The organism is Larkinella terrae (assembly GCF_009668025.1).
Lineage (GTDB): Bacteria > Bacteroidota > Bacteroidia > Cytophagales > Spirosomataceae > Larkinella > Larkinella terrae.
This window is the reverse complement of sequence record NZ_WJXZ01000009.1, coordinates 329,819-351,916: the sequence shown is the minus strand read 5'-3', so window position 1 is coordinate 351,916 and position 22,098 is coordinate 329,819. Positions and strand designations below refer to the sequence as shown.

The 22,098-nt window shown below is 51.7% G+C and carries 14 protein-coding genes; 7 read left to right on the top strand and 7 right to left on the bottom strand.

What is annotated here, in order from left to right:
* The first annotated feature begins 13 nt into the window (after window positions 1–13).
* The 3 genes from GJJ30_RS15975 (at window position 14) to GJJ30_RS15965 (ending at window position 3,003) form a co-directional block, all read left to right on the top strand.
* The gene (locus GJJ30_RS15975; RefSeq protein ID WP_154176164.1) at window positions 14–1,414 is read left to right on the top strand and encodes a sialate O-acetylesterase; all 1,401 of its coding nucleotides are present in this window, start codon (window positions 14–16) and stop codon (window positions 1,412–1,414) included.
* 237 nt (window positions 1,415–1,651) lie between these two features.
* Window positions 1,652–2,683, top strand: a complete 1,032-nt coding sequence (locus GJJ30_RS15970) for a M4 family metallopeptidase (RefSeq protein ID WP_154176163.1) — start codon at window positions 1,652–1,654, stop codon at window positions 2,681–2,683.
* Window positions 2,684–2,709: 26 nt separating this feature from the next.
* Window positions 2,710–3,003 carry a protealysin inhibitor emfourin gene (locus GJJ30_RS15965; RefSeq protein WP_154176162.1) on the top strand — a complete coding sequence of 98 codons (294 nt, stop codon included), beginning with the start codon at window positions 2,710–2,712 and terminating at the stop codon, window positions 3,001–3,003.
* A gap of 56 nt (window positions 3,004–3,059) precedes the next feature.
* On the opposite strand, the gene GJJ30_RS15960 is transcribed toward GJJ30_RS15965, so the two are convergent.
* Together GJJ30_RS15960 and GJJ30_RS15955 are read right to left on the bottom strand one after the other, a co-directional pair.
* Window positions 3,060–4,682 (bottom strand): RagB/SusD family nutrient uptake outer membrane protein, encoded by a 1,623-nt coding sequence (locus GJJ30_RS15960; RefSeq protein WP_154176161.1) that lies wholly within the window; start codon window positions 4,680–4,682, stop codon window positions 3,060–3,062.
* A 126-nt stretch (window positions 4,683–4,808) separates the two neighbouring features.
* On the bottom strand, window positions 4,809–7,805 hold the full coding sequence (locus GJJ30_RS15955; protein WP_170299204.1) for a SusC/RagA family TonB-linked outer membrane protein: 2,997 nt from the start codon (window positions 7,803–7,805) through the stop codon (window positions 4,809–4,811).
* A 541-nt stretch (window positions 7,806–8,346) separates the two neighbouring features.
* Here GJJ30_RS15955 and GJJ30_RS15950 point away from each other — a divergent pair.
* Complete coding sequence (locus GJJ30_RS15950) at window positions 8,347–8,529, top strand: hypothetical protein (protein WP_154176159.1); 183 nt, start codon at window positions 8,347–8,349, stop codon at window positions 8,527–8,529.
* A 14-nt stretch (window positions 8,530–8,543) separates the two neighbouring features.
* On the opposite strand, the gene GJJ30_RS15945 is transcribed toward GJJ30_RS15950, so the two are convergent.
* From GJJ30_RS15945 to GJJ30_RS15930, 4 genes are all read right to left on the bottom strand, one after another.
* Complete coding sequence (locus GJJ30_RS15945) at window positions 8,544–9,452, bottom strand: Nif3-like dinuclear metal center hexameric protein (RefSeq protein WP_154176158.1); 909 nt, start codon at window positions 9,450–9,452, stop codon at window positions 8,544–8,546.
* Between the two features lie 170 nt (window positions 9,453–9,622).
* A complete protein-coding gene (locus GJJ30_RS15940) occupies window positions 9,623–10,897 on the bottom strand; it encodes a dipeptidase (RefSeq protein WP_154176157.1) in 1,275 nt (424 codons plus the stop codon).
* A 63-nt stretch (window positions 10,898–10,960) separates the two neighbouring features.
* Window positions 10,961–12,424 carry a SusD/RagB family nutrient-binding outer membrane lipoprotein gene (locus tag GJJ30_RS15935; RefSeq protein ID WP_154176156.1) on the bottom strand — a complete coding sequence of 488 codons (1,464 nt, stop codon included), beginning with the start codon at window positions 12,422–12,424 and terminating at the stop codon, window positions 10,961–10,963.
* 104 nt (window positions 12,425–12,528) lie between these two features.
* Window positions 12,529–15,633, bottom strand: coding sequence for a SusC/RagA family TonB-linked outer membrane protein (locus tag GJJ30_RS15930; protein ID WP_154176155.1), 3,105 nt, complete (start codon window positions 15,631–15,633; stop codon window positions 12,529–12,531).
* A 616-nt stretch (window positions 15,634–16,249) separates the two neighbouring features.
* Between GJJ30_RS15930 and GJJ30_RS15925 the strand changes: the two genes are divergently transcribed.
* The 3 genes from GJJ30_RS15925 (at window position 16,250) to GJJ30_RS15915 (ending at window position 21,484) form a co-directional block, all read left to right on the top strand.
* Window positions 16,250–17,110 carry a polysaccharide deacetylase family protein gene (locus GJJ30_RS15925; RefSeq protein ID WP_154176154.1) on the top strand — a complete coding sequence of 287 codons (861 nt, stop codon included), beginning with the start codon at window positions 16,250–16,252 and terminating at the stop codon, window positions 17,108–17,110.
* A 150-nt stretch (window positions 17,111–17,260) separates the two neighbouring features.
* Window positions 17,261–19,009 carry a T9SS type B sorting domain-containing protein gene (locus GJJ30_RS15920; protein WP_154176153.1) on the top strand — a complete coding sequence of 583 codons (1,749 nt, stop codon included), beginning with the start codon at window positions 17,261–17,263 and terminating at the stop codon, window positions 19,007–19,009.
* 108 nt (window positions 19,010–19,117) lie between these two features.
* The gene (locus tag GJJ30_RS15915; RefSeq protein ID WP_154176152.1) at window positions 19,118–21,484 is read left to right on the top strand and encodes a T9SS type B sorting domain-containing protein; all 2,367 of its coding nucleotides are present in this window, start codon (window positions 19,118–19,120) and stop codon (window positions 21,482–21,484) included.
* An 82-nt stretch (window positions 21,485–21,566) separates the two neighbouring features.
* Here GJJ30_RS15915 and GJJ30_RS15910 read toward each other — a convergent pair whose 3' ends face one another.
* Window positions 21,567–22,094 (bottom strand): hypothetical protein, encoded by a 528-nt coding sequence (locus GJJ30_RS15910; RefSeq protein WP_154176151.1) that lies wholly within the window; start codon window positions 22,092–22,094, stop codon window positions 21,567–21,569.
* Window positions 22,095–22,098: the final 4 nt, after the last annotated feature.

The following is a 22,098-nucleotide window of genomic DNA, read 5'->3' as shown; positions in this document are numbered from 1 at the left end:
TAAATCGATTTTCATGAAAAAGCTGCTCTTCTTTCTGCTGGCATCCGCGTCGGCCTGGGCCAACGTTTCCCTGCCGTCCATTCTGAATTCAAACATGGTGCTGCAGCAACAGACCGAAATTACGATCTGGGGCTGGGCTGATCCGACGGAGAAAGTCACAGTAACGGCGGGCTGGACGAGCGAACCCGTCAGTGTGACCTGCAACGACAACGCCATCTGGAAAGTGAGCCTGCGCACACCGAAAGCGGGCGGGCCGTATGCGATCACCATTGTGGGGCGCAACAAAGTGGAACTCAAGAATATTCTGATCGGTGAGGTCTGGCTGTGTTCGGGCCAGTCGAACATGGAAATGAGCGGGAATAGCGCCAAAGATGCCCGCGCCGAATTGCCGACGGCTTACAACCCGAATATCCGGTTTTTCAAAATTCCGAAACGGGCCACGGAAGCCCCTCAGGTCGATGTGCGGGGAAACTGGGCGGTTTGCGATTCGCTTTCGCTGAAATACTTTAGTGCCGTGGGGTATTTTTTTGGCAAACGGTTGCAAAATACGCTGAACATTCCCATCGGGTTGATCGACATGTCGTGGGGCGGTTCGTTCATGGATTCGTGGGTGCCGGAAACCATTGCGATGCTGTATCCCGAAACCCGGCGGTCGGCCCAGACGATGCCGAAAGCGCCCTGGGCGCCCAATAAACCGGGCGTGTTGTACAACGGAATGGTCGCGCCGATCACGTCGTTTCCGATTGCCGGAGTGATTTGGTACCAGGGCGAAGCCAACCGGCACGATGCCCCGGCCTATTATAAGCTAACGCATGCCCTGGTTGATTCCTGGCGTGGGGTTTGGCAGAAGGACTTTCCATTTTACTACGTCCAGATTGCGCCGTACACCTACGGCGATAAATACCAGACGGCGGCCACCCGCGAAAGCCAGACGAAAGCGATGGACATCCCAAAATCCGGGATGATTGTGACGACCGACCTGGTGGACAATCTGAAAGACATTCACCCGGCGTACAAAAAAGAAGTCGGAAACCGGCTGGCGGGCTGGGCACTGGCGGAAACCTACGGCCAGAATGTCGGCATTTACAAAAGTCCGCAATACCGCTCAATGCAGGTGGAAGGAAACAAAATCCGGCTTACGTTCGATAATGCACCCAACGGTCTGGTGCTGAAAGGTTCCGACATTGCCGAGTTGGAAATTGCCGAATCTGACCGGGTGTTTTCCAAAGCGCAGGCCCGGATCAAAGGCAACACGCTGGAAGTCTGGTCCGATTCAGTCAAAAACCCGGTAGCGGTTCGGTTTGGGTTTCGCGACGCGCCGGTTCCGAATCTGTTCAGTAAGGAAGGCCTGCCGGTTATTCCCTTCCGGACGGACGACTGGGACCTGGGATTGAGACCGGTGTCTAATCCGTGAAAATGGGTTGTGTCGCGGAGTTGAGCGGAGGCAAAAAGAGGTAAGCAGAGTTATTTTTCTCCTCCACGTAACTCTATTTTACTCCGCTCAACTCCGCGATACAACTCACAAAAACCGGGAAAATACGGTCAGCAATCGGGGGTAAATACTCGTTGATTTTCAGTTGTTTATGATGAAATTTGTTGAAGCTGAACTTCGGCGGCAATACACCCTCACCCTCTAAACTTTTATGGCATCATGAGAAACCATTGCCCGTGCAATTGCCACATCATCCCACCGTTTGTGGTCGACAAACTTAAGGAAGCAGGTGTTGAGATTCCCTCGCAGAAAACCATCAACCGCGAATTCCGGGAACGTCGCGACGAGAAAAACGCGCTCCTGCGCAGTGAAGCGTTTCTGGTGACACCACCCATCAAAAATGCCGATCGTTTTGTTTACGACAGCAAAACCACCCAGCACCAGCGCCTTTTGCTGGTTAGGAAAGAAGGCGGACCGGCCGCACCGGACGCGGTGGTCAATACTGTTTACGAAAATGCTGCTGCGGTGCGTGACTATTACAAAACCGCTCTGAATTATTTTTCGGTGGACAACCGCGGGGCGGATCTGATTCTGAACGTGCATTTCGGAAAAGAGTACGCCAACGCGTTCTGGGATGGCGACGAAATGACCTTTGGCGATGGCGACGGTCAGGTGTTTACCAATTTAGCCAATGCGCTCGATGTTACGGCCCACGAACTGACGCACGGCGTGGTGCAATACACCGCCAATCTCACTTACAAAGGCCAATCCGGCGCGCTGAACGAGCATTACGCCGATGTTTTCGGATCGGTTATCAAACAGCACGCGAAAAAGCAAACAGCGGCTACGGCCGATTGGCTGATTGGTGATGAAATTATGGGACCCACGCTGCAGGGCCAGGCTTTGCGGTCGATGAAAGCGCCCGGAACGGCTTACAATAATGCCTTGATGGGGCAGGACCCGCAACCTGATCACATGTCCAAACTGTACAAAGGAGCGGCCGATAATGGCGGTGTTCACATTAACAGTGGGATTCCGAACAAGGTGTTTTTCCTGGTGGCCACGGCCATCGGAACCGATAAAGCGGCTTTGCTCTGGTTCGAAACGCTGAAAACGCTGAAGCCGACCACCAATTTTAAAAGCTTTAAAACCGCCCTGTTGAAGATCGCGAAAAAGCTGACGACCGCTGGTAATGTGCCGGCAACGACGGAAACGGTTACCAAACAATCGTTTGAATCAGTAGGTTTGTAGAAAAAACCGCTTCGGCCTCAGAATCTATGAAGTTGAGTTATGCCCGCGAAGGCGGCTTATTTTTTCAGGTGTCGGAAACGGAAATCGAAGTAGAGGACCTGCCCGCCGACTTGCAGACACTGGCCCGGAAGCTTCTCGAGAATCCCGATGACTACCGATCCCGCGAGAAGAACGCCAGCCTGCGCGACGGTTACCAGTATCGCCTGGAGCTTCGGGAAGGCCGCAAAAAAGTCAATCTAACTTTTGACGATCTTACCCTGCCCGACGGTTTTCAGCCGCTGATTCAGTATTTGCAGGAAAAAGCGATTAATGACCATTGACGATTGACCATCGACGATTGCCAATGGTCAATCGTCAATGGTCAATCGTCAAAACCCTAATACCCCGGATTTTGCGTCAGGCCCGGATTTAGGGCTCGTTCGCTGGCGGGAATGGGAAATAACCGGCGGAAAACCTCCTTGTTGTCTTTGAAACCCCAGGCGTCTTCGAATTTGCCGAAGCGGATGAGATCGTTCCGGCGCCAGCCTTCCCACGACAGCTCACGGGCGCGTTCGTCGAGCAATTCATCCAGCGTCAGCGTGGTCACCTGATCCGTTTTAGCCCGTTTCCGCAGTTTATTGACCAAAACTACCGGCGTTTGTAATTCGCCCGCGACGGTTGTCGCTGTGGCACCCCGCAGAATGGCTTCGGCTTTCATCAGGTAAATATCGGCCAGCCGGAAAACCGGGAAGTCGTTGCCCTGATACCGGGTGCTGGCGTTAGAATTCTTATCGGGATAAAACTTAACCGACCGAATGCCTTTCGCTTTGGCTAAATCATCATTCCCCACATCCAGTTTGGCGGGAATAACCAACGTAAGATCCGGTGAAAATTCGAGTTGCCACTTGATGGCTGCGGTTCCGTCGGTGCCGGCGTAGGTCGCATCGAGACCTTTTTTCGTTGTGTTGACCAAAATCGGCGTACCATCGAAATTGAATTGTTTCCCCACCAGCCAGGTGTCGTTCCGCACGTCGCCTTTGAGGTTAAATTTGGCGTAAAACTCCTTAATCGTGCTCATCGCAATACTCGGGCGGAACGGAATGCTATACTTGTTCACCAGTTCCGGGTGCGTGGCAAACCGCGTAAAGTGATTGCCGGGAACCACGTTGCCGTCGTACGGTACTGCGAAAATGATGTCCTTGATTTGCGGTCCGTTATCCCCCGCGAAGATGCTCTGGTAGTTGTCATCCAGCGCATACAGGGAGCCCGCACCGGTCAGAATGGCGTCACAGGTAACTACGGTTTCGGCATTTTTCGGTGTTCCGGAATAGACTTCCGCATTCAGATACAACTTCGCCAGCAAGGCATTCGCCATCCATTTGTTCACCCGACCGTAGGTCAAAGCGCCGACGGTTGCGTTCAGATTCGGAATCGATTCTTTCAACTCTTTCTCGATAAATGCGTAAACATCAGCCCGTTTTGACGTTCCGGGCAGTTTGGGATCGCCGAAAACCGTTACGATCGGAACGTTGCCGTACAGGTCCATCATGTAAAAATGAAAGAGCGCGCGCATGGTCCGCAATTCGGCCAGCGCCGTGGTGCGGGCGGGCGAATCGGCCGAAGCTTCAAACAGTTTGATAATCCGGTTAGCGGTATTGATGCCGCTGTAACCCCATTGCCAGACGCTGATGACGTTCGTGTGGTCGATCGTCCAGTTGTGCTGATGCAGTTGCCGATATTGCCCGCCGTCGTCGAAGTTACCATCCCGCGCCGGAATAATGGCTTCATCGGTCGAGAGTGTCTGCATCCGCCAGTATTCAACGGCGTAACTTACTCCGGCCTGATTATAAGCCAGTTGGGTGTAAATCGGACCGCTGGCTGCCACAAATTCCTCGGCGGTTTTCGGGAAGTTCGACGCGGTTAGTTCCGACTCGATTTTGACATTGAGATCGCTGCACCCACTCCCGACAAATCCGAGCGACAGGGCCAGCAAAGCAAGTTTTGATTTTCTATTTTTCATCGTAGTTTTTGTGTTAACGATATTCGGTTTTCTGTTTTCGCCGGGCCGTCGTTACGGTGAGTTGAGGCTGGATAGAAATTTCCGTGACATGAACCTTAAACGGTAAACCGTCAACCGAATACCGATTTAGAATGTGATGTTAGCTCCCAGCACAAATGAGCGGGTTTTGGGATAAAAGTTGTTGTTGTCGATTCCCGGCGTGATGCCGCCCAGGTTCATTTCCGGATCGATACCGCGATATTTTGTGATCACGAAGAGGTTGCTGGCGGTCACGTAAACGCGCAGGTTGCGAATGGCCGGAGCACCGGTTTTAATGGTGTAGCCCAGCGTTGCGTTATCCAGCCGGAGATACGAACCATTTTCCAGATAGCGGCTCGACACCAGGTATGAGTTGATATCCGCAAACGGCTCATCCAGCACAATCCGCGCCTGGTTGTAGGAGTTGGCGTCACTCGGACCGTTCAGTTGGGCCAGCGATGCGTTAAGGATTTTGTTCCCCGTAACGCCCCGCACAAATACGTTCAGGTCGAAATTCCCGACGGTGAAACTGTTGTTCCAGCCGTAAATCAGCTTCGGCTGCGCATTGCCGCCAATCACAAAATCGTCAGAAGTGGGCGAGGTTGTCAGCGTGCCGTCGGCTTTTTTGAATTGCGAAATACCTTTTTCGTTTTTGCCCGCATATTGCCACAAATTGAACGTTCCAATCGCCAGCCCTTCCTTCACGATCTGCGACGAATTACCCGATTGTCCGCGACCGCCGACAAAGGCCGTCCGGATGAAATTCAGCGTGAATTTGTCATTCGATAAAGTCGTGATTTTGTTGACGTTATGAGCCAGGTTGAGGTTGCTGCGCCAGGTAAACCGACCGGTTTTGATTGGGGTGGTCGATAGGGTCAACTCCACGCCTTTGTTACTCATTTTACCGGCATTGGCCGTCAGGGTGCTCACGAAGTACTGCGTGGTCGAAACCGGATAGGTCCAGATCAAGTCGGAAGTCAGTTTGTCGTAGTATTCGAGCGAACCGGTTACGCGGCCTTTCAGGATTCCGAAGTCAAGCCCGACGTTCAGCATGGCGGTTTTTTCCCATTTCAAATCCGGGTTTTCGTTCTGGGTTGGGCCCACGCCGTTGATGTAGCTGCCGTTGTAATAAAACCGCCCGGTTGAACCGTACCGCAGGATGGAAACAAACGGATCGAAGCCCAGCGAGTTTCCGGTTACCCCGTAGCCGACGCGCAGTTTCAAATCACTGAAGGCCGTCACGTTCGCCATGAAAGGTTCTTTGCTGATCTGCCAGCCTGCCGAAACCGTCGGAAATAACCCCCATTGGTTGTTTTTCCCGAACGCCGACGAGCCGTCGCGACGAACCGAAGCCTGAATCTGGTATTTGTCATTGTACTGGTAATTGATCCGGCCGTAATACGAAATCAATCGCAGGGTTTTAATAACCGTTGTACCAAAATCAGGAACAAAACCGGTCGGCGGACTGCTCAATCCTAAGTTGTTGTATAACAGCGCATCCGAAACAAAACCGCGGGTCGATGTCTGAAAACCGTCTCCCTGACGGTCCTGCTGCCAGGAATATCCCGCCAGCACTTTGAGGTCATGATTGCCAAATTGCTTGTCGTAATTGAAGTAAGACTCAATGATTTTCTTGGTGTTCGCATACGACGACCGAATCGCAATACCGCCGGTAGTGAGGGCCCCCTGCGCGTAGCGATTGGCGTAGTAATTGTAATTAATCTGCTCGTCCTGAATGGCAAGGTTGGCATTGTAGAACAGATTCGGCAGGATTTCGGCCTGGATTTTTCCGTTCGCCATGAACGTTTTGGTCTTGCGGTTTTCGGTAATGCTCTCAATTAGCGAAACCGGGTTGGAGTTGCCCCGACCAAAGTTCTCCTTGAAAGTGCCGTCTGCATTCCGAACGTTCACCGTCGGCAGGTACCGTACCATGTTTTCGTACACGCCATACGGAATGGTTTTAGCCGTATTGAACGTATTGCCGACCGAAAGATCGAGCCGCAGCCGATTGTTGAACGCCGAGTGCTGCACGTTGGCGCGAATGATGGTCCGTTCGCGCGACGAACCTTTCAGCACCCCGGGATTGTCGAGGTAATTGACGCTGGCGCCGTACAGCGTGTTGTTGTTACCGCCCTGAAACGAAATCGTGTGGCTGTGCGAAATCGGGCTCCGCATTACCTCCTTCTGCCAGTCGGTGTTGACGTTGTCTTCATCCGCCGGAGCCAGTGTTTTGCCGTTGGCTTTCAGATAGGCCCGGATTTCGTCACCGGTCAGCACGTCGATGCGGTTGGAAACCTGTTCAAGGGCGGTGTAGCCGCTGTAGGTGAGTTGTGACTGACCGGATTTGGCCCGTTTGGTCGTCACGATAATAACGCCGTTGGCCGCGCGTGCGCCGTAAATGGCGGTTGCTGAGGCATCGCGCAGGACGTCGATGGACACGATATCATCCGGCGGAATCAGGTCGATAGACGCATCTGGCACCCCGTCGATGACGTAAAACGGTTGTTGGGCCGACCCTTCGCGCAGCGTGGAAGGGCCGCGAAGTGTAACGGAAGGCGTTCCGTTGGGGTCGCCGGAGCGGGTAATGTTCAATCCGGCAACTTTGCCCTGCAGCAGTTGAGCGGGCGAAACCACCACGCCCCGGTTGAATTCCTCGGGTTTAATGGAGGCAATTGAACTGGTCACTTCCCGTTTTGAAAGCGTCCCGTAGCCCGTTACGACCACTTCCGTCAGTTGTTTCAAATCCGGAGCGAGTTGAATGTTAATCACCGGCTTGCTGCCCACGGTTACTTCCTGCGAGAGGTAGCCGACGTAAGAAAAAATCAGAACCGATTGCGGACCCGCAACCGTGATGGAATACTCGCCGGATGAATTCGTGGCGGTTCCGCCGGTTGTTCCTTTTGCGATCACGGTTGCACCCGGAAGCGGCTGGTTTTTTTCGTCCGTGATGCGGCCGGTGACGGTTACCTGAGCCGCAGCGGTTCGGGTGGCCGGGCCGGTTTTTCCCGGCAGCGTTCCGGCCTGGGCGGGTAGGCCCGTGCAGAGCAACGCCAGAACGGCCCAGCCCGCTGGGAGTAATGGTTTACGTAAAATTGGATTCATCATGTGCATGGAAATTGGTTTGATTGATTAGGTACGGTAAATAGAAATTTAGACGCAGATCACCCGAAAAGTAACCTCTCGAAAGCCGGGCTCTTCTTTTTGGGCCGCGCAAAGTACGGAAACGGGATGTTGACTGGCGTTTACGGAATGTTACGGTTTAGTTACGATTACGAAGACGTTGAGACCTGAACCGGTAATCTGCCGAACGTAAAACCGCTCTGGGGATTTATGAATGAAACAGAGAGATGGCGCGCACTCGGACAGTAGAACTAATAGTAGTACTATTTGGGAGTAAAATAGGAGAAATGTTTGGTGGCAAGCAAATGGAAGGAGAGGAGAATGTGATGAGCGGTTTTAGAAAATAAATTAGCTAATCCGCAGACAGTTACTTTTACGAGCTCGGCGAATTAGCACGCTCCATTTCTTCTAAAAAACAACTTAATTTTACAATGCTTACTCAAGGCAGAGTTTTATGAGTTATTTTCATCCCACCCACCAAAATAAATCGGTTTAAAAATATTCTTAGCGTTTAATCTTTAAAACCATGCACTACGGCGATTCTGTAAAACACAACGACCCCACTGTGAATAACGGTCATCCCATGACCATTTCGAGCATGGACGAAGAAGACAGTCTGGCGCTCTGTCGGCTCGACGATGATTCGGAAGAATGGTTCGATGTGGACGACCTGACGGTTGTCGCGGACTTCGACGATAGTTTTATCTGACTAAATAGCGGTTTTTAAACGTACGTAAACGGAGTTTTGGAGTCGATGTAGCTGATTTTTACCTCAGGCAGTTTCGGCTGCAGCCAGGGCACCAGCCACTGCATGCCCGGCGCTTCGCTCATGATGTGGCCCAAAACGCCAAGTGATAGCTTCTGACCCTGCTGACGGGCATCGCGGACGTATTCGGCGGTTTCCCATTCGCTGATTTCCCCGCACAGGAGTAAATCCGGTTTGTCCTGGCCCATCGCCAGAATGTGGCTGCGGCCGCCCGAGGCACCCGGCATCAGCGAAATCCGCTGGCAGGATTGGTTCAGGTCACCCACCACCCGCATCGTTGCAATGCCCAGGCTGGTCTTCGCGTGAGTAATGATCTGTTTCAACGCCTGGGGAGCGGGGAGCGTGATCAGCCGAGGATTATTCGCATCCATGTATTTTTCCCAACCCAGAGCGGTTACAACGCCCATGCGGATGCCGTCGGGGCGGTGCGAATGCCAGTAATCGTGGAACCGCCAGACGGCAATGCCATTTTTCTCCAACAAGTCGTGTTTTTTCCTGAAAACGTCATCCTTCGCCAGCCAGTCGGTTTCGTCCAGGTGATTATAGAATGTTGGTTCGTGAACGATGATGAAATTGGCCTTTTGCTGAATGGCTTTTTCGATCACGTCCATCGTGGCAAACATCGTGGAAATGATGCCGGTCACTTTCTGATCCGGACTTCCGGATTTGAGCGTATCGACGGTTTTCGGAAACGGTGCATTCGGAATGGTTTTCAAAATCAGTTCCATCACCTGACCCACCGTAACGGGTTGGGCAGCAGGCCAAAACCGCTCGGCCGAACTGACGCCCGGTACGCTTAACAGGATGGTCGCTTTCGTGATCGTTTCGACGAATTCCCGCCGACCCGGTTTTTCCGGCTTTATCATGGCTTTTGTTGTTTTTGAACTCGTTCAAGCGTTTTGGTCGATTCCGGCAAGCTTAACCAATTTTACGGACTTTTTTATGCCTTTATCCATAAAAAATGCCCCACAAAACAGCGGGGCATTTCCGATTTACAAGTTAATACGCAGCACTTTCTCTGTGAAAACCAGTGCGGTTATTTTCCGATCATTTCGGTTGGAGTGCTTTTCTCTACGGCTTTCATGACCCGGAAAAAATTGCCACTCCAGATTTTCTCAATGTCTTTTTTGGAATACCCGCGACGGACGAATTCAATCGTGAAGTTTTCGTACTGACTGACGTCGAAACAATCGGCCAGAGCGCCACCGCCGTCGAAATCGGCACCCATGCCCACGTGGTCGATGCCGATCAGCTTGACAATGTGGTCGATGTGGTCAACGGCGTCTTTCACCGTCGCCAGTTGAACCGGGTATTTTTTGTTCAGCTCCATAAAATCGGCCCGGAGTTTCTTCTGATCGTCTTCCGACAGTTTGCTCATCGCGCCCATCATCGACCGGCGGTCTTTGACGCCCCACTTTTCCAACATGGCTTTCTGGGCCGCTTCGCGCTCGGGGCTGGGCGGAATGGTTTTAACGTAATCACTCAGCAGGTTCAACTGAACGACGCCACCGTTTTTCGCCAGCGCTTTGAGCATGTCGTCGGTCAGGTTGCGCGGGTGGTCGCAGATGGCCTTGGCACCCGAATGTGACGCGATGATGGGGACTTTGGATAACCGGACAACGTCGTAAAACGTGGAATCAGAAACGTGCGAAACGTCGATCATCATGCCCAGCCGGTTCATTTCTGCCACCACCTGTTCGCCTAGTGGACTCAATCCCTGGTATTCAGCTCCCTTCGGATCGGTCGAGGAGTCGCAGATGTCGTTGTTGCTCGAGTGGCAGAGCGTCATGTAACGAGCGCCGAGGTCGTAGAATTTTTTCAGCATGGAGAGGTCGTGGCCCATCGGATAGCCGTTTTCTACGCCAATAAAAATCACACGCTTCCCGGTTTTCCCGATCCGTAACGCATCCTGGGGCGTCGTGGCCAGTTCGGCTTCGGCAATCGTATTCTTCAGCGTTGTGTGAATGGCGTCGAAAATGCCAAGCGCTTTGGTTTTCGCCGTTTCGTGCCCTTCGGGCGTACGCGGACCCTGACCCAGATAAACCGCCCAGAAAATCGCATCCAAACCGCCTTTCCGCATCCGCGGATAATCCACTTTGCTATTGGTGGCGCGGGCATCGTTCTCTTTCGTTACGTCAAAACCGGGGCGCGACAACAGCATCGGCGTGTCCGCGTGGGTGTCGACCGTAAACGCTTTTTCGTGAATTTTCTTTGCTTTTTTCAGCAGGGCTTTTTCGTCATCGTTCGCCGAAGCCGGCAAAAAACCGGTGGCCAGACAGGCCAGCAGGGTAGGGTAAAGCCAGTTTTTCATGGGGAATATTGGTTTAATACAAAGGAAAAAGGGTACATCGGCCGATGTACCCTTTGTGTTATCTTATTTGGCAAACCACAACTTGGTTTTCATGTCATTCTTGCCGCCCTGTTTCGTGAGCGCGTCGTTAAAATTTGTGAAGTTCAACGATTCTTCCGTTCCCGGATAGGGCAGCCGCGTGGGTATGACCCCGCCGTTGGTGTTGATCACGGACGGCGACAAAGCCGGAATTCCGGTGCGACGGAATTCCGTCCAGGCTTCCAGCCCCTGGCCGAACAAGGCGATCCATTTCTGCTCCATGATCTGCGTGTAACCGGCGGTACCGGTTTTCAGCGCATTGGCCGCCAGATAGGCCGCATCCGCCGTTAGTTTGTACTGAGCAAATGACGCGTTGATCCCGGCGGTGTAATTGGTGGCCACGTCGCCCGCGGCCGTGATGCCTTTGTAAGCAAATTCCGCTTTGATAAACAGCAGTTCGGAATAACTCAGGATAACACCGGGAGCGGTTGCCGCCACGAAATACGCACCGACTTTGGAGGTTTTGGCTAATCCGAGCGCGTTGGCATCGGCGGCCGACAACCCATTCGGAACGCCGAGGTAATCGCCACCGGCGGACGGTTTGTCGGCGTAAACCGCCAGACGGGCGTCGTTCATGGCTTTCAGTTTATTGACAATCGTTGCGCTCACCCGGTGATCATCGCGCGTTTTGCGGTTTTGGTTGATCGGATTGTTGTTGTTCGTGGCATCGATGTAGTTCAGCTGAATATTCTCCGCATTCGACGTAATCACCGGATATTTCACCGGATCGCCCAGAATCCGGCCAATTTCGGCTTTGACATCAATCGGGGCATCGGCTTTGCCCAGCATCCGGTTCAGGATACGCAGGCTGAGCGAGTTAGCAAACTTCTTCCACTTGGTCAGGTCGTTACCCAGCAGAATGTCTCCCGCAATGGACTTGCTGGCGTCGTTCAAAACAATCATGTCGTTGGCGGCTTTCAACTCCGCAATCAGTCCTGCATACACATCCTTCTGCGAATCGTATTTCGGCGACAAAGTGCCTTCCAGGCCCATCAGGGCCTCTTTGTAAGGAATATCACCGTAAATATCGGTCAGCAACGAAAACACCCACGAGCGCAGAATAACCGCAACGGCCTGGTAATTCGGATTATTCGAGTCTTTCCCGATTTTGTAAATCCGCTGGTAATCGGCCAGCGATTCGATGTAAAAAATCTGCCAGGACGAGTTGCCGTAAATGTCGCTGGTGATGGTGTACTGATCGACATCGGTGTACTGAATCCGGGCCCAGTACTGCGGAATCAGGTCGCCAATGTCCATGCCCAGCGAACCGCCCCAATAGGCATCGACCGCACTCTGAATGCCATGGGGCAGGAACAGGTCCGCCGTGGCAACGGTCGGCGCGTTGGGGTTGGTGTTCACTTCGTCAAAGTCACCCGTACAGGCGGTTGCGCCCAGCATCAGAGCCGCCAATACGGTTTTATTTCGGAACGTATGAAGTATGTTTTTCATGAAAGTTTTCGGTTTTCAGTTTACGGTATCCGGTTTTCGGTTTGACGTTAGAGAAGCATGCGCCCGCCAACCGAAAACTGAAAACCGTATACCGTCAACGGTTTTTACAAATTGAAACTAATGTTGAAGCCCATCGTGCGGGTGGTTGGCGTCTGGCCGTTTTCGATTCCCTGCAGGTTTCCGTCGTTGTAGTAGCTCGTTTCGGGATCGATGTGGGGAACATTGCTGTGCAGCAGCGCCAGGTTACGACCCACGACCGAAATCGCAATGTCGCGGAACGGCAGACGCTTGAACACCTGCCCCGACCACATATAAGTCAGCTTTACTTCCCGCAGTTTTACGTAGCTCGCATCGAACAGCGTAACTTCGTTGTTTGTCAGGGAGTAGTATTTTTTGTGCCATTCTTCCGACGAAATTTTCACCGTGTTCGGGGTGTAAACCGGGCTTTCGGCTGTTCCGGTATTGACCACGCCCTGACCAACGATGCCGTCTTCGCGACCAACCGTTGTCTCCTTTAATACGCCCGTGTAGCGCCCGATATTCACACTTTGCGAGAAGATGTCGCCACCTGATTTAACGTCGATCAACGTGCTCAACGACAGGCGCTTGTAGGTGAATGTGTTCTGCAAACCGCCGATCCATTTTGGCGTAAAGTTGCCCAGAATCCGGCGGGTCGGGTTGATTTGCGGATAACCGGATTTGTCATAAACCACGTTGCCATTCGGGTCGCGCAGCAGCCCCTGACCGAAGAACGTACCGTAGGGTTGCCCCACGCGGGCTTCGATCGTCATCCCGCGCACGGTTCCCAGCGTGTAAGTCGTCAAACCGTCGGCCAGTTCCACTACCTTGTTGCGGTTGCGGGCCCAGTTCAAACCGATGTCCCACTGAAATGCGCCGGATCTGACAGGAGTTGCGCTCAACTGCACTTCAATTCCTTTGTTTTGCAACTTACCGGCATTCAGTAACTTGGAGTTAAAACCGGTTGCCTGGGAGATGTTGACGCTCAGAATCTGGTTGAAGGATTCTTTGTCGTAATACGTCACATCCAGCCCAACCCGGTTATTCCAGAGTTTTACTTCCGCACCCACTTCGAACGAATTGGTGATTTCCGGTTTTAGATTGGCGTTCAGCATCGTGTTGTTTTCGGCCAGCGAGGGCGTACTTCCCCAGGGATTTTGGTACGAGTACGTCTGCATCAGGTTATACGGATCGGTATCGTTCCCCACTTTGGCAACTCCGGCGCGGACTTTTGCGAACGACAAAACCGGTGAGCTGACGTTGAACATATCCGTCAAAACCGCACTCACCGAAGCCGAAGGATAGAAATAGGAGCGGTTGCTGGACGGCAACGAACTCGACCAGTCGTTCCGGGCGGTCAGGTCAACAAAGAGGTAGTTGCGGAAACCGATGCTGGCAGACGCGTACGCACTGTTGACCTCTTTCTGCGTGTACGAGTTTTCGGCCACTTTGGCCTGACGCGAGTTCCCCAGGTTCCAGACGCGGGGAATGGCTAACTCCGTCGCACCCATGTAGTTCCGCTGGTAATAGTTGAAACGGTGGTTGCCCCCGACGTTGGCACTAATATCGAAATCGCCGAACTTATGGGCGGCATTCAACAGGAAGTCGGAGTTCGATTCACGGATGAAAATTTGCTCCTCGTTGTAGCTGTCGTACTGCTTCGCGCCGTTCAGGTTGTCGATTCGGGCCGCGTTTTTGGTTTTCCGACGGTCGGTATATACGTCCGTGCCGGTCCGACCGGTCAGCGTCAGCCAGGGCGTGAATTTGTAGGTGGCGGCCACGTTGCCGTATAACCGGTCCTTTTCGTTGAACTTCGTGCTGAGGTTTAGTACGTAATACGGGTTGGTCCAGTAGTTGTTGTTCCAGTTGTTCTGGTAAATGCTATTGGGCGCCGTGTAGTTTTTCAGTTTTTCCATATCGACCTGACGACCGAACCAGATGAAATAAAGCCCCCAGTTCGTGCGGTTGTCGCTACCGTCTTTCACGTAGTTCCCCGTCGCCCGAATGCTCAGTTTTTTGGTAAGGTTCCAGCCGGCATTCAGCGAAATGGTTTTGCGTTTGTAATCCGTATTGGGCAAAATACCGGTCTGGTTCAAGTCCGTTAACGACAGACGGAAATCGCCTTTGTCGCTACCACCAGTAATGGAAACGTTGTTGGTCAGCGTCCGACCGGTCTGAAAGAACTGGTTGACGTTGTCGGGATGCGCGATCCAGGGTGTTGGCGTCCGGGTGCCGTCGGCGGCAATTGGAGAGTCAAATTGCGGAAGCAGCCGACCGTCCAGTTTGGGCCCCCAGCTTTCATCCACGCCGTCGTTCACGCCTTTTCCCGTTCCGTCGACGAACGAAAACTGGCCTTTGTTACCCTGCCCGTATTCGTTCTGCCATTCAGGCTGACGGAAAGGGGTGTCAAATGCCGTGTTGGAATTGACCGAAACCCCGATTCCCCGGGTGCCTTTCCCGCTTTTAGTGGTAACCAGAATAACGCCGTTGGCTCCGCGCGAACCGTACAGGGCGGCCGCGCTGGGGCCTTTCAGAACGCTGACGTTGTCGATGTCGTCGGGGTTCAGTGAGGAGGCCCCATTTCCGTAATCGACGCCCGTACCTGAACCGTAGTTGCCGTTATCAATGGGAACGCCGTCGACGACGAACAACGGCTGGTTATTGCTCCCGATCGAACTGGTTCCCCGAATCAGAATCCGCGATGAAGCCCCCGGTGCGCCGTTGGAGTTGGTCACCTGTACCCCGGCAATTTTACCCGATAAAGCGTTGACAAAGTTGGTTGAGCGGGCCTGGGTCATTTGCTTGCCGCCGATTTCCTGCACCGAATACCCGAGTGCTTTTTTTTCGCGGGTTATCCCGAGGGCGGTTACAACCACTTCGCCGAGCAGAGCCGCATCTTCTTCCAGCGAAATATCCAGGGATGTTTTACTGCCAACTGCTATTTCCGTAGGCTTAAAACCGATAAACGAAACAATGAGCGTGGCATTGGCGGGTGTGTTCAGTGTGAATTCCCCATTGGAGTTAGTTGTACTTCCGCGGTCGGTGCCTTTGATCAGCACGTTGGCTCCCGGAAGCCCTCCGCCGTCGGTTTTAGACAACACCCGGCCCTTAAGCGTCAACTCCTGTGCATAGCTGACCAAGCTCAGGAGCAAAGCAATCAGCAGGAAGCAGGAAGTAGAAATTCGTTTCATAGAGATGAAAGATTAATGAAGTGAGATGAAATTGGACTATTATTGTTTTATTGGGTTTTTAAGATTAATATTTTTAAGTTCAAAATATGGTCAATAATGAACAAAAAATTTTAAATATTTAAAAAGAAGGTTTCATATTAGACCTTATTAGGGGTGGTTTACGTGGAAAATTAAAAATGTAATGTAAAATATAAAATAATACAATACCAAATTATATTCTAAAAATATTAAAATAATAAAAAATTATATTGCAAATAATTATATTATGCCGAATAATTATTTATCTAAACTTCTTAATATCGGTATTATTTGATTAATTAATTGAGTTTTCAAATTCTAGCTGTTGAAAATATAATTATTTAAAGTTTATATAAATTCTAGAATCTGCTTTATTACTTTATTAAGAAGATGCAAGAGTGTTCGGCAGGCGACATTTGCCAGTCGGAAGGGCAGCGAAAGGAGTGAATATGTAATCGGCTGCCGTGCAGAAACTCACCTGGCCAGGCAAGTAAAATGACCATGAACCAACCTTTACTGCATTCAAAGTCAGGTTGTTCAGATTGTTAGTTTGAAAGCCGTTGAACTATTTTCTCCTCAGAAAACCGCTTAAGTTTCTATGAAAAAGCTTTTTCCGCTAGTAGTGGGTTATTTTCTGATTGGTTTTCACCCGGTTTTTGCCCAATCCAAACCGCCCCGGCTGATCGTTCGTGGGGATGACATGGGATATTCCCATTCAGGCAATGAAGCACTGGTGAAGTGTTTCAAAGAAGGCATCGAATCGTCGATTGAGGTGATTGTTCCCTCGCCCTGGTTTCCGGAAGCGGTTGAGATGCTGAAAGACATTCCGAATATCGATGTCGGCATTCACCTGGCGTTGACCAGCGAATGGGACAACGTGAAATGGCGGCCTCTGACGGCCAGTCCGAGTCTGCGCGATGCCGACGGTTATTTTTACCCGATGATATACCCGAACAAAAATTACCCCAAACGGGCGCTGGTCGAAAACGACTGGAAAATTGAGGACGTCGAAAAGGAATTTAGGGCGCAGATCGAGATGGGGATGAAAAAGATTCCCCGCGTCAGCCACATTTCCGGGCACATGGGCTGCACCGGCATGGGTGATGAGGTGAAATCCCTGATTCAGAAACTGGCAAAGGAATATAATCTCCTGATTCTGGACCGGAACATGCAGGATTTGGGTGTTACGGGCGCGGGTTACATTGGTCCGCATGCGACATCGGCGGAAAAAATCGAGAGTTTTTCCAAAATGCTCGAAAGCCTGGAACCCGGTAAAACCTATTTGTTTGTTGATCATCCCGGATTGGATTCGCCGGAGCTGCGTGCCATTCACCACATTGGTTACGAGCAGGTTGCCGTCGATCGTCAGGGTGTGACCGACGCCTGGACCAGCCCCAAAATCAAAGAATTGATCAAAGCCAAAGGAATTCAATTAATCGGCTACCGGGATTTGCGATAGTAGTATTTGGTACAAATGTGCCGTCCCTCCAGAACTCAAATAAAATAAATGAAATAGAATAAGTAGCCGAATTCAATAAAGTAGTAACGGGTGCAACGCATCCGGGATTTTCCGCGTATGTACTGACGAAACCCGGAAATCCAACCTCCCATGAATGTACTGCTACTTCGAATCCGCTTGTTGCTGATGCTGGCCCTGTTGTTTGGAGTAACAAAAGGATTCGGCCAGCAGTTGGATTGTGCCAACATCGGTTTTGAGGAAGGGACCACCCGAGGCTGGATTCTGTCGAATGGCGTGGTGACAGATGTGAATCAGAAGGTCGAATACCAGAGCGAAGTGCTGGGTTCTTTTCAGAATGGCCATCTGATTACGAGTAGCGGTAACGATCCGCTTATCACCAGTGAGGTTATTCCGATGGTGGCACCGGGTAGTAACTATTCAATTCGGATCGGAAATGTAACCCGGGGCGGGCGTTTCGATCGCATCAAAGGCTCGTTTGTCGTCACGCCCGATAACACCCTTTTTCAGTACAAATTTGCGGTAATTCTCGACAACCCGGCCCATCAGGTCTGGCAGCAACCGGAATTTATGATCCGCATCACCACGCAGGATGGCTCAACCATCGGGTGTAGTTTCTACAATGTAACCTCAGCCGGAACCATCGACGGTTTTAAAAACCAGGGGACGATTCGCTACCGGAACTGGACAACGGGCGCGGTTAACCTACAAAGTTATGTCGGTCAGACGATTACGGTGGAAGTTACTGCCCACGGTTGTACGGAAATGCGGCACGTAGGTTACGCATATTTCGACGCCCAATGCCTGAAAGCCGAGATTACGACCGCTTTGTACTGCCCATTGATCGATCCGAAAATGGTCTTGAAAGCGCCGGAAGGCTTTGCGACCTACGTCTGGAGTACCGGCGAAACGACCCCGACCATCGCGATCAATCCCGTTCAGGGCGCGAAGTACTGGGTGAAAGTGAAACCCTTTTCCAGCCTGAACGAAACCTGCGAATTCCAACTGAACCATACCGTCAGTTTTGAGCCACAGAAAGAACCGGTGCCCGTGACGGCTTCAATTTGTGAGGGCGATGGCTATGTCGTTGCCGATTCGACGTACCGCAAGGCTGGTACTTACCTGACCCGAATCAAGCGGGGTGAAAATGTGTGCGATAGCCTGGTGAAAACCATTCTGAGCGTCCGGCCGTTGGCGCGCAGCTCGCAGACGGTCACGATCTGCGAAGGAGAAAGTTACACGGTGGGCACGACGGTTTATAAAACCGCTGGATCGTATGAAACGCGGATTGAACGGCCCAAACCGCTGTGCGACAGTATTGTTACGACAAACCTGAGCATCAAATCGATTGAATTTCTGGTCAGTTCGGATACGATTATTCGGCCGAACGCCAGCGCCCAGCTTCGCGCAACGGTTTCTTCGGCCGGGAATTACAAATACCAGTGGAGTCCGTCTGAAGGATTAGCGTGTCCGACCTGCGCGGTCACGACCGCAAAACCTTCTGAAACAACTCGTTACACGTTGATTGTCGAGGATCTGGAGTTTCATTGCCAGAAAACCGCATCGGTCGAAGTGACCATCGGCGACTGCACGATCCACACACCAACGGCTTTTACACCAAACAAAGACGGAAATAATGACGTCTTTCTGATTTTGGGGACCGACTGCGTGACAGAGGTGAAAGAATTTCTGATCTACAACCGTTGGAGCGAGGTCATTTTCCGAAAACAGAATTTTCCGGCTTCCGACCCGGCGTATGGCTGGAATGGCGAGTACCTGGGCGAGACCTCCGAAAGCGGTATTTATACGTATAAAATAAAAGTTGCTTATATCAACGGGAAACTTGACGAACGGCGCGGTACGGTTATGCTCATTCACTGACATTGTTGAATTAATTTTTAGTTTGCAGTATTAAAAAAAGAGTAACTTTATAAGTACATTTTGTTTCTGTCATTACCAGATTTCTATTGCCAAACTCTCTACCTATCCATGTTTCTCGCTGCTCACCGAGCTTTGCTCTGGCTACTTCTGCTGGGCTTTGCCATGCCTGTTCTGGCTACTCACCAGGTGGGCGGTCAGATCGAAATGCGGGCCATTGGCGACACGCCGGGGCATTTTCGGATAATCGTTACCAATTACCTCGAAGACAATAACCGGGCGGCCCAAACTACGGGCGGTGATATCGGTATCTTCCGTCGGCGGGACAATCAGCGGATGATGGTTTTTTCGGTGCGGGAAACCGATCAGCGGCAAAAGGTGGTTTTTACGAACGAAGCCTGTGCTACCTCCCAGAACCAGCGGATGATTGTGGCAACCTTTGGGGCTGATATTCAGCTCAATCCGTTGGATTACAATGATGCGGCCGGGTATTACATGTCGTTTCAGACCCAGAACCGGAACGCCGGAATCAATAACATCACGAACCCGCTCCAAACCGGTTTTACGTTTTACCTCGAATTCCCGGCACTGGTAAAAGACGGGCAGTATTACAACAACTCGTCCCCTCGTTTCAACTCCATCAACGGCGAGTATCTCTGTATCAATGAGCCATTTACATTTCCGTTTGGGGGCGTCGATCCCGACGGTGATGAGTTGCGTTACTCGATGATTACGCCATTGAATAAAAACGGCGGAAACAGTCGCACATCGGAAGTTTCGTCGGGGCCGTATCCGGATATTCAGTGGCTACCCGGTTTTGCCCCGAACAGTTCAATTCCCGGAAATCCGACGCTGCAGGTCGATTCCAGAAGCGGACAGTTGTCCGTGACACCCAGTCAGTTAGGGCTGTTCGTGTTTGCTGTGAAAGTTGAGGAATACCGGAATGGAATTAAAATTGGCGAAGTTCGCCGGGATTTTCAGTTTCTGGTTATCGATTGTCCACCGGTCACCGCCCCCAATCCGCCGGTTTGGGCAACCGGCCAGCTCCCCGCCACCGACTTCACGATTTGCAAAGGTAAGTCGCTGGAACTTCAAACCTCCCTGAATCCGGACTGGAATTACCAGTGGCGACGTGATGGCATCAACCTGGCAGATGCCACCGGCACTAAACTGACTGTTAATGAACCCGGAACCTATTCCGTTTTTGTTTCGCTGAAAACGCAGTGCGGGAAAGCCAGCGGTTCGCAGAATGTGAGAGTAAACGTGATCGATCTGAGTTCGTCGATCAATCCTGCCGGGCAATTATGCGCAACCGACGGCTCCGTAACGCTGAGCGTTCCGGGGGGCGTCAATATGAAATACGATTGGTTTAAGGATGAAAAACCGGTAACCGTTCCGGCAACTGATAATACATTAACGATAACCCAACCGGGCCAATACCGCGTTACACTCACGCAAACCCAGTTTGGGTGTACCTATACAACACCGACCGTTTCCCTCACGCGGGCTCCGGTGGTTCAAGCCGACATCCGGTCCGCCCAAACCCGCATTTGTCCCGGAGCATCGCTTCCGCTCGAAGGTCTGGGCGGGGTCAGTTTTGCCTGGCAACGCGACGGTCAGCCGGTGGCGACGGTCAGTGATCCGATTTTTTCGGTGCAAACCGCTGGTACATACGTGGTTGAAGTCACCGCGGAAAATGGCTGCAAGGCGGTTTCAAAACCATTTGCCGTTGAACAGATTCCTCCGGTGACGGTCACGATGGAAGCCATACCGTCGGTTTGTGGCACGGAAGGACCGGTTTATTCGCTGACGGGAACACCAGCGGGAGGGACGTTTGCCGGGCCGGGTGTTTCCGGAAATCAGTACGATTCAAAAGCGGCCGGAATTGGCAATCACGTGTTGACGTACAGCATTAATTTCGCGCCCGAATGTCCGGCGGCCGTGGCCCAGCAAACCGCCGTAGTCGCGCCGATTCCCACGGTTTTGTTTCCCGAAGAAATCATTACTTCGCCCGGTACCTCGCTGACTATCAGTCCGCAACTGACCGGCGATCCGGTGCGTTTTGCCTGGTCACCACCAACCTATCTGGCCGACGCGACCGAAGCCAACGCGCGAGTCGAGAACATTGGCGACGACATAGTTTATACCCTGAACGTTGAAAATGCTACCGGTTGCAAAGCCGAGGGGACGTTGGTCATTACGGTTTATGAGCGAATCTGGGTGCCGGGCGCTTTTACGCCCAATGCCGACGGACAGAACGATGTCTGGGAATTAAAGAACGTCGAAGCCTTTCCGGACGTTGAAGTAACCGTTTTTAACCGCTGGGGCGAGGTAATTTACTGGTCAAAAGATGGGTATACGCATCCATTTGACGGCACGATGAAAGGCGAAGCGGTTCCGGCGGGTGCTTACGCCTATGCGATTCGATATAAACCTGATTCGAAATTATTGCGGGGAACATTAATGATCCTGCGCTGATAATCAGATTTTTACGGTAAAACAAAACCGCATCGGAAATTTGATCCCGATGCGGTTTTGCTTTCGCTATATACTGAATTTTTTATTTGACCGGAATGGTTTTAACGGCAATGGTAACACCGTTTGCTGAAGTAATACCAAGGGGTTTGCCGTAGGTATCGATCAGGTTTTTCCAATACAAGTCACCGGGCGCAGTTGAATTTCCGGCAATCACGCGGCCAAAATCAAAATTGGTTTCCGTCAGGTTGGTAATGTTCCAGACATCGGGGGCCGGAAGGGCGGGAGTAGTCAATGTAAGTTTCGTATCGTTGTCCGATAAAGCCCATTTCCCGCTTGTGCTGACACCTTCTAAGCTGGTTTGAACAAAGTCACCCCCGGTTTTAAATTGCATGCGGAATTTACTCATATCCAGCAGGTTAGTCGAGCCACCTTTGGTGTAACCAGGAATGGGGGCAGCAGCTCCCAAACCTACTGTTCCGCTTTGAACTTCCCAGGTATTAATCAGCATTTCCGCTTTGGTTTTCACCGCAGGCGTTGTGTCATCATCGTCTTTATTGCAACTCACAAATACAGTTGTGCCAAGTAATAGGAACAGAAGGGCTTTTTTCATGGGA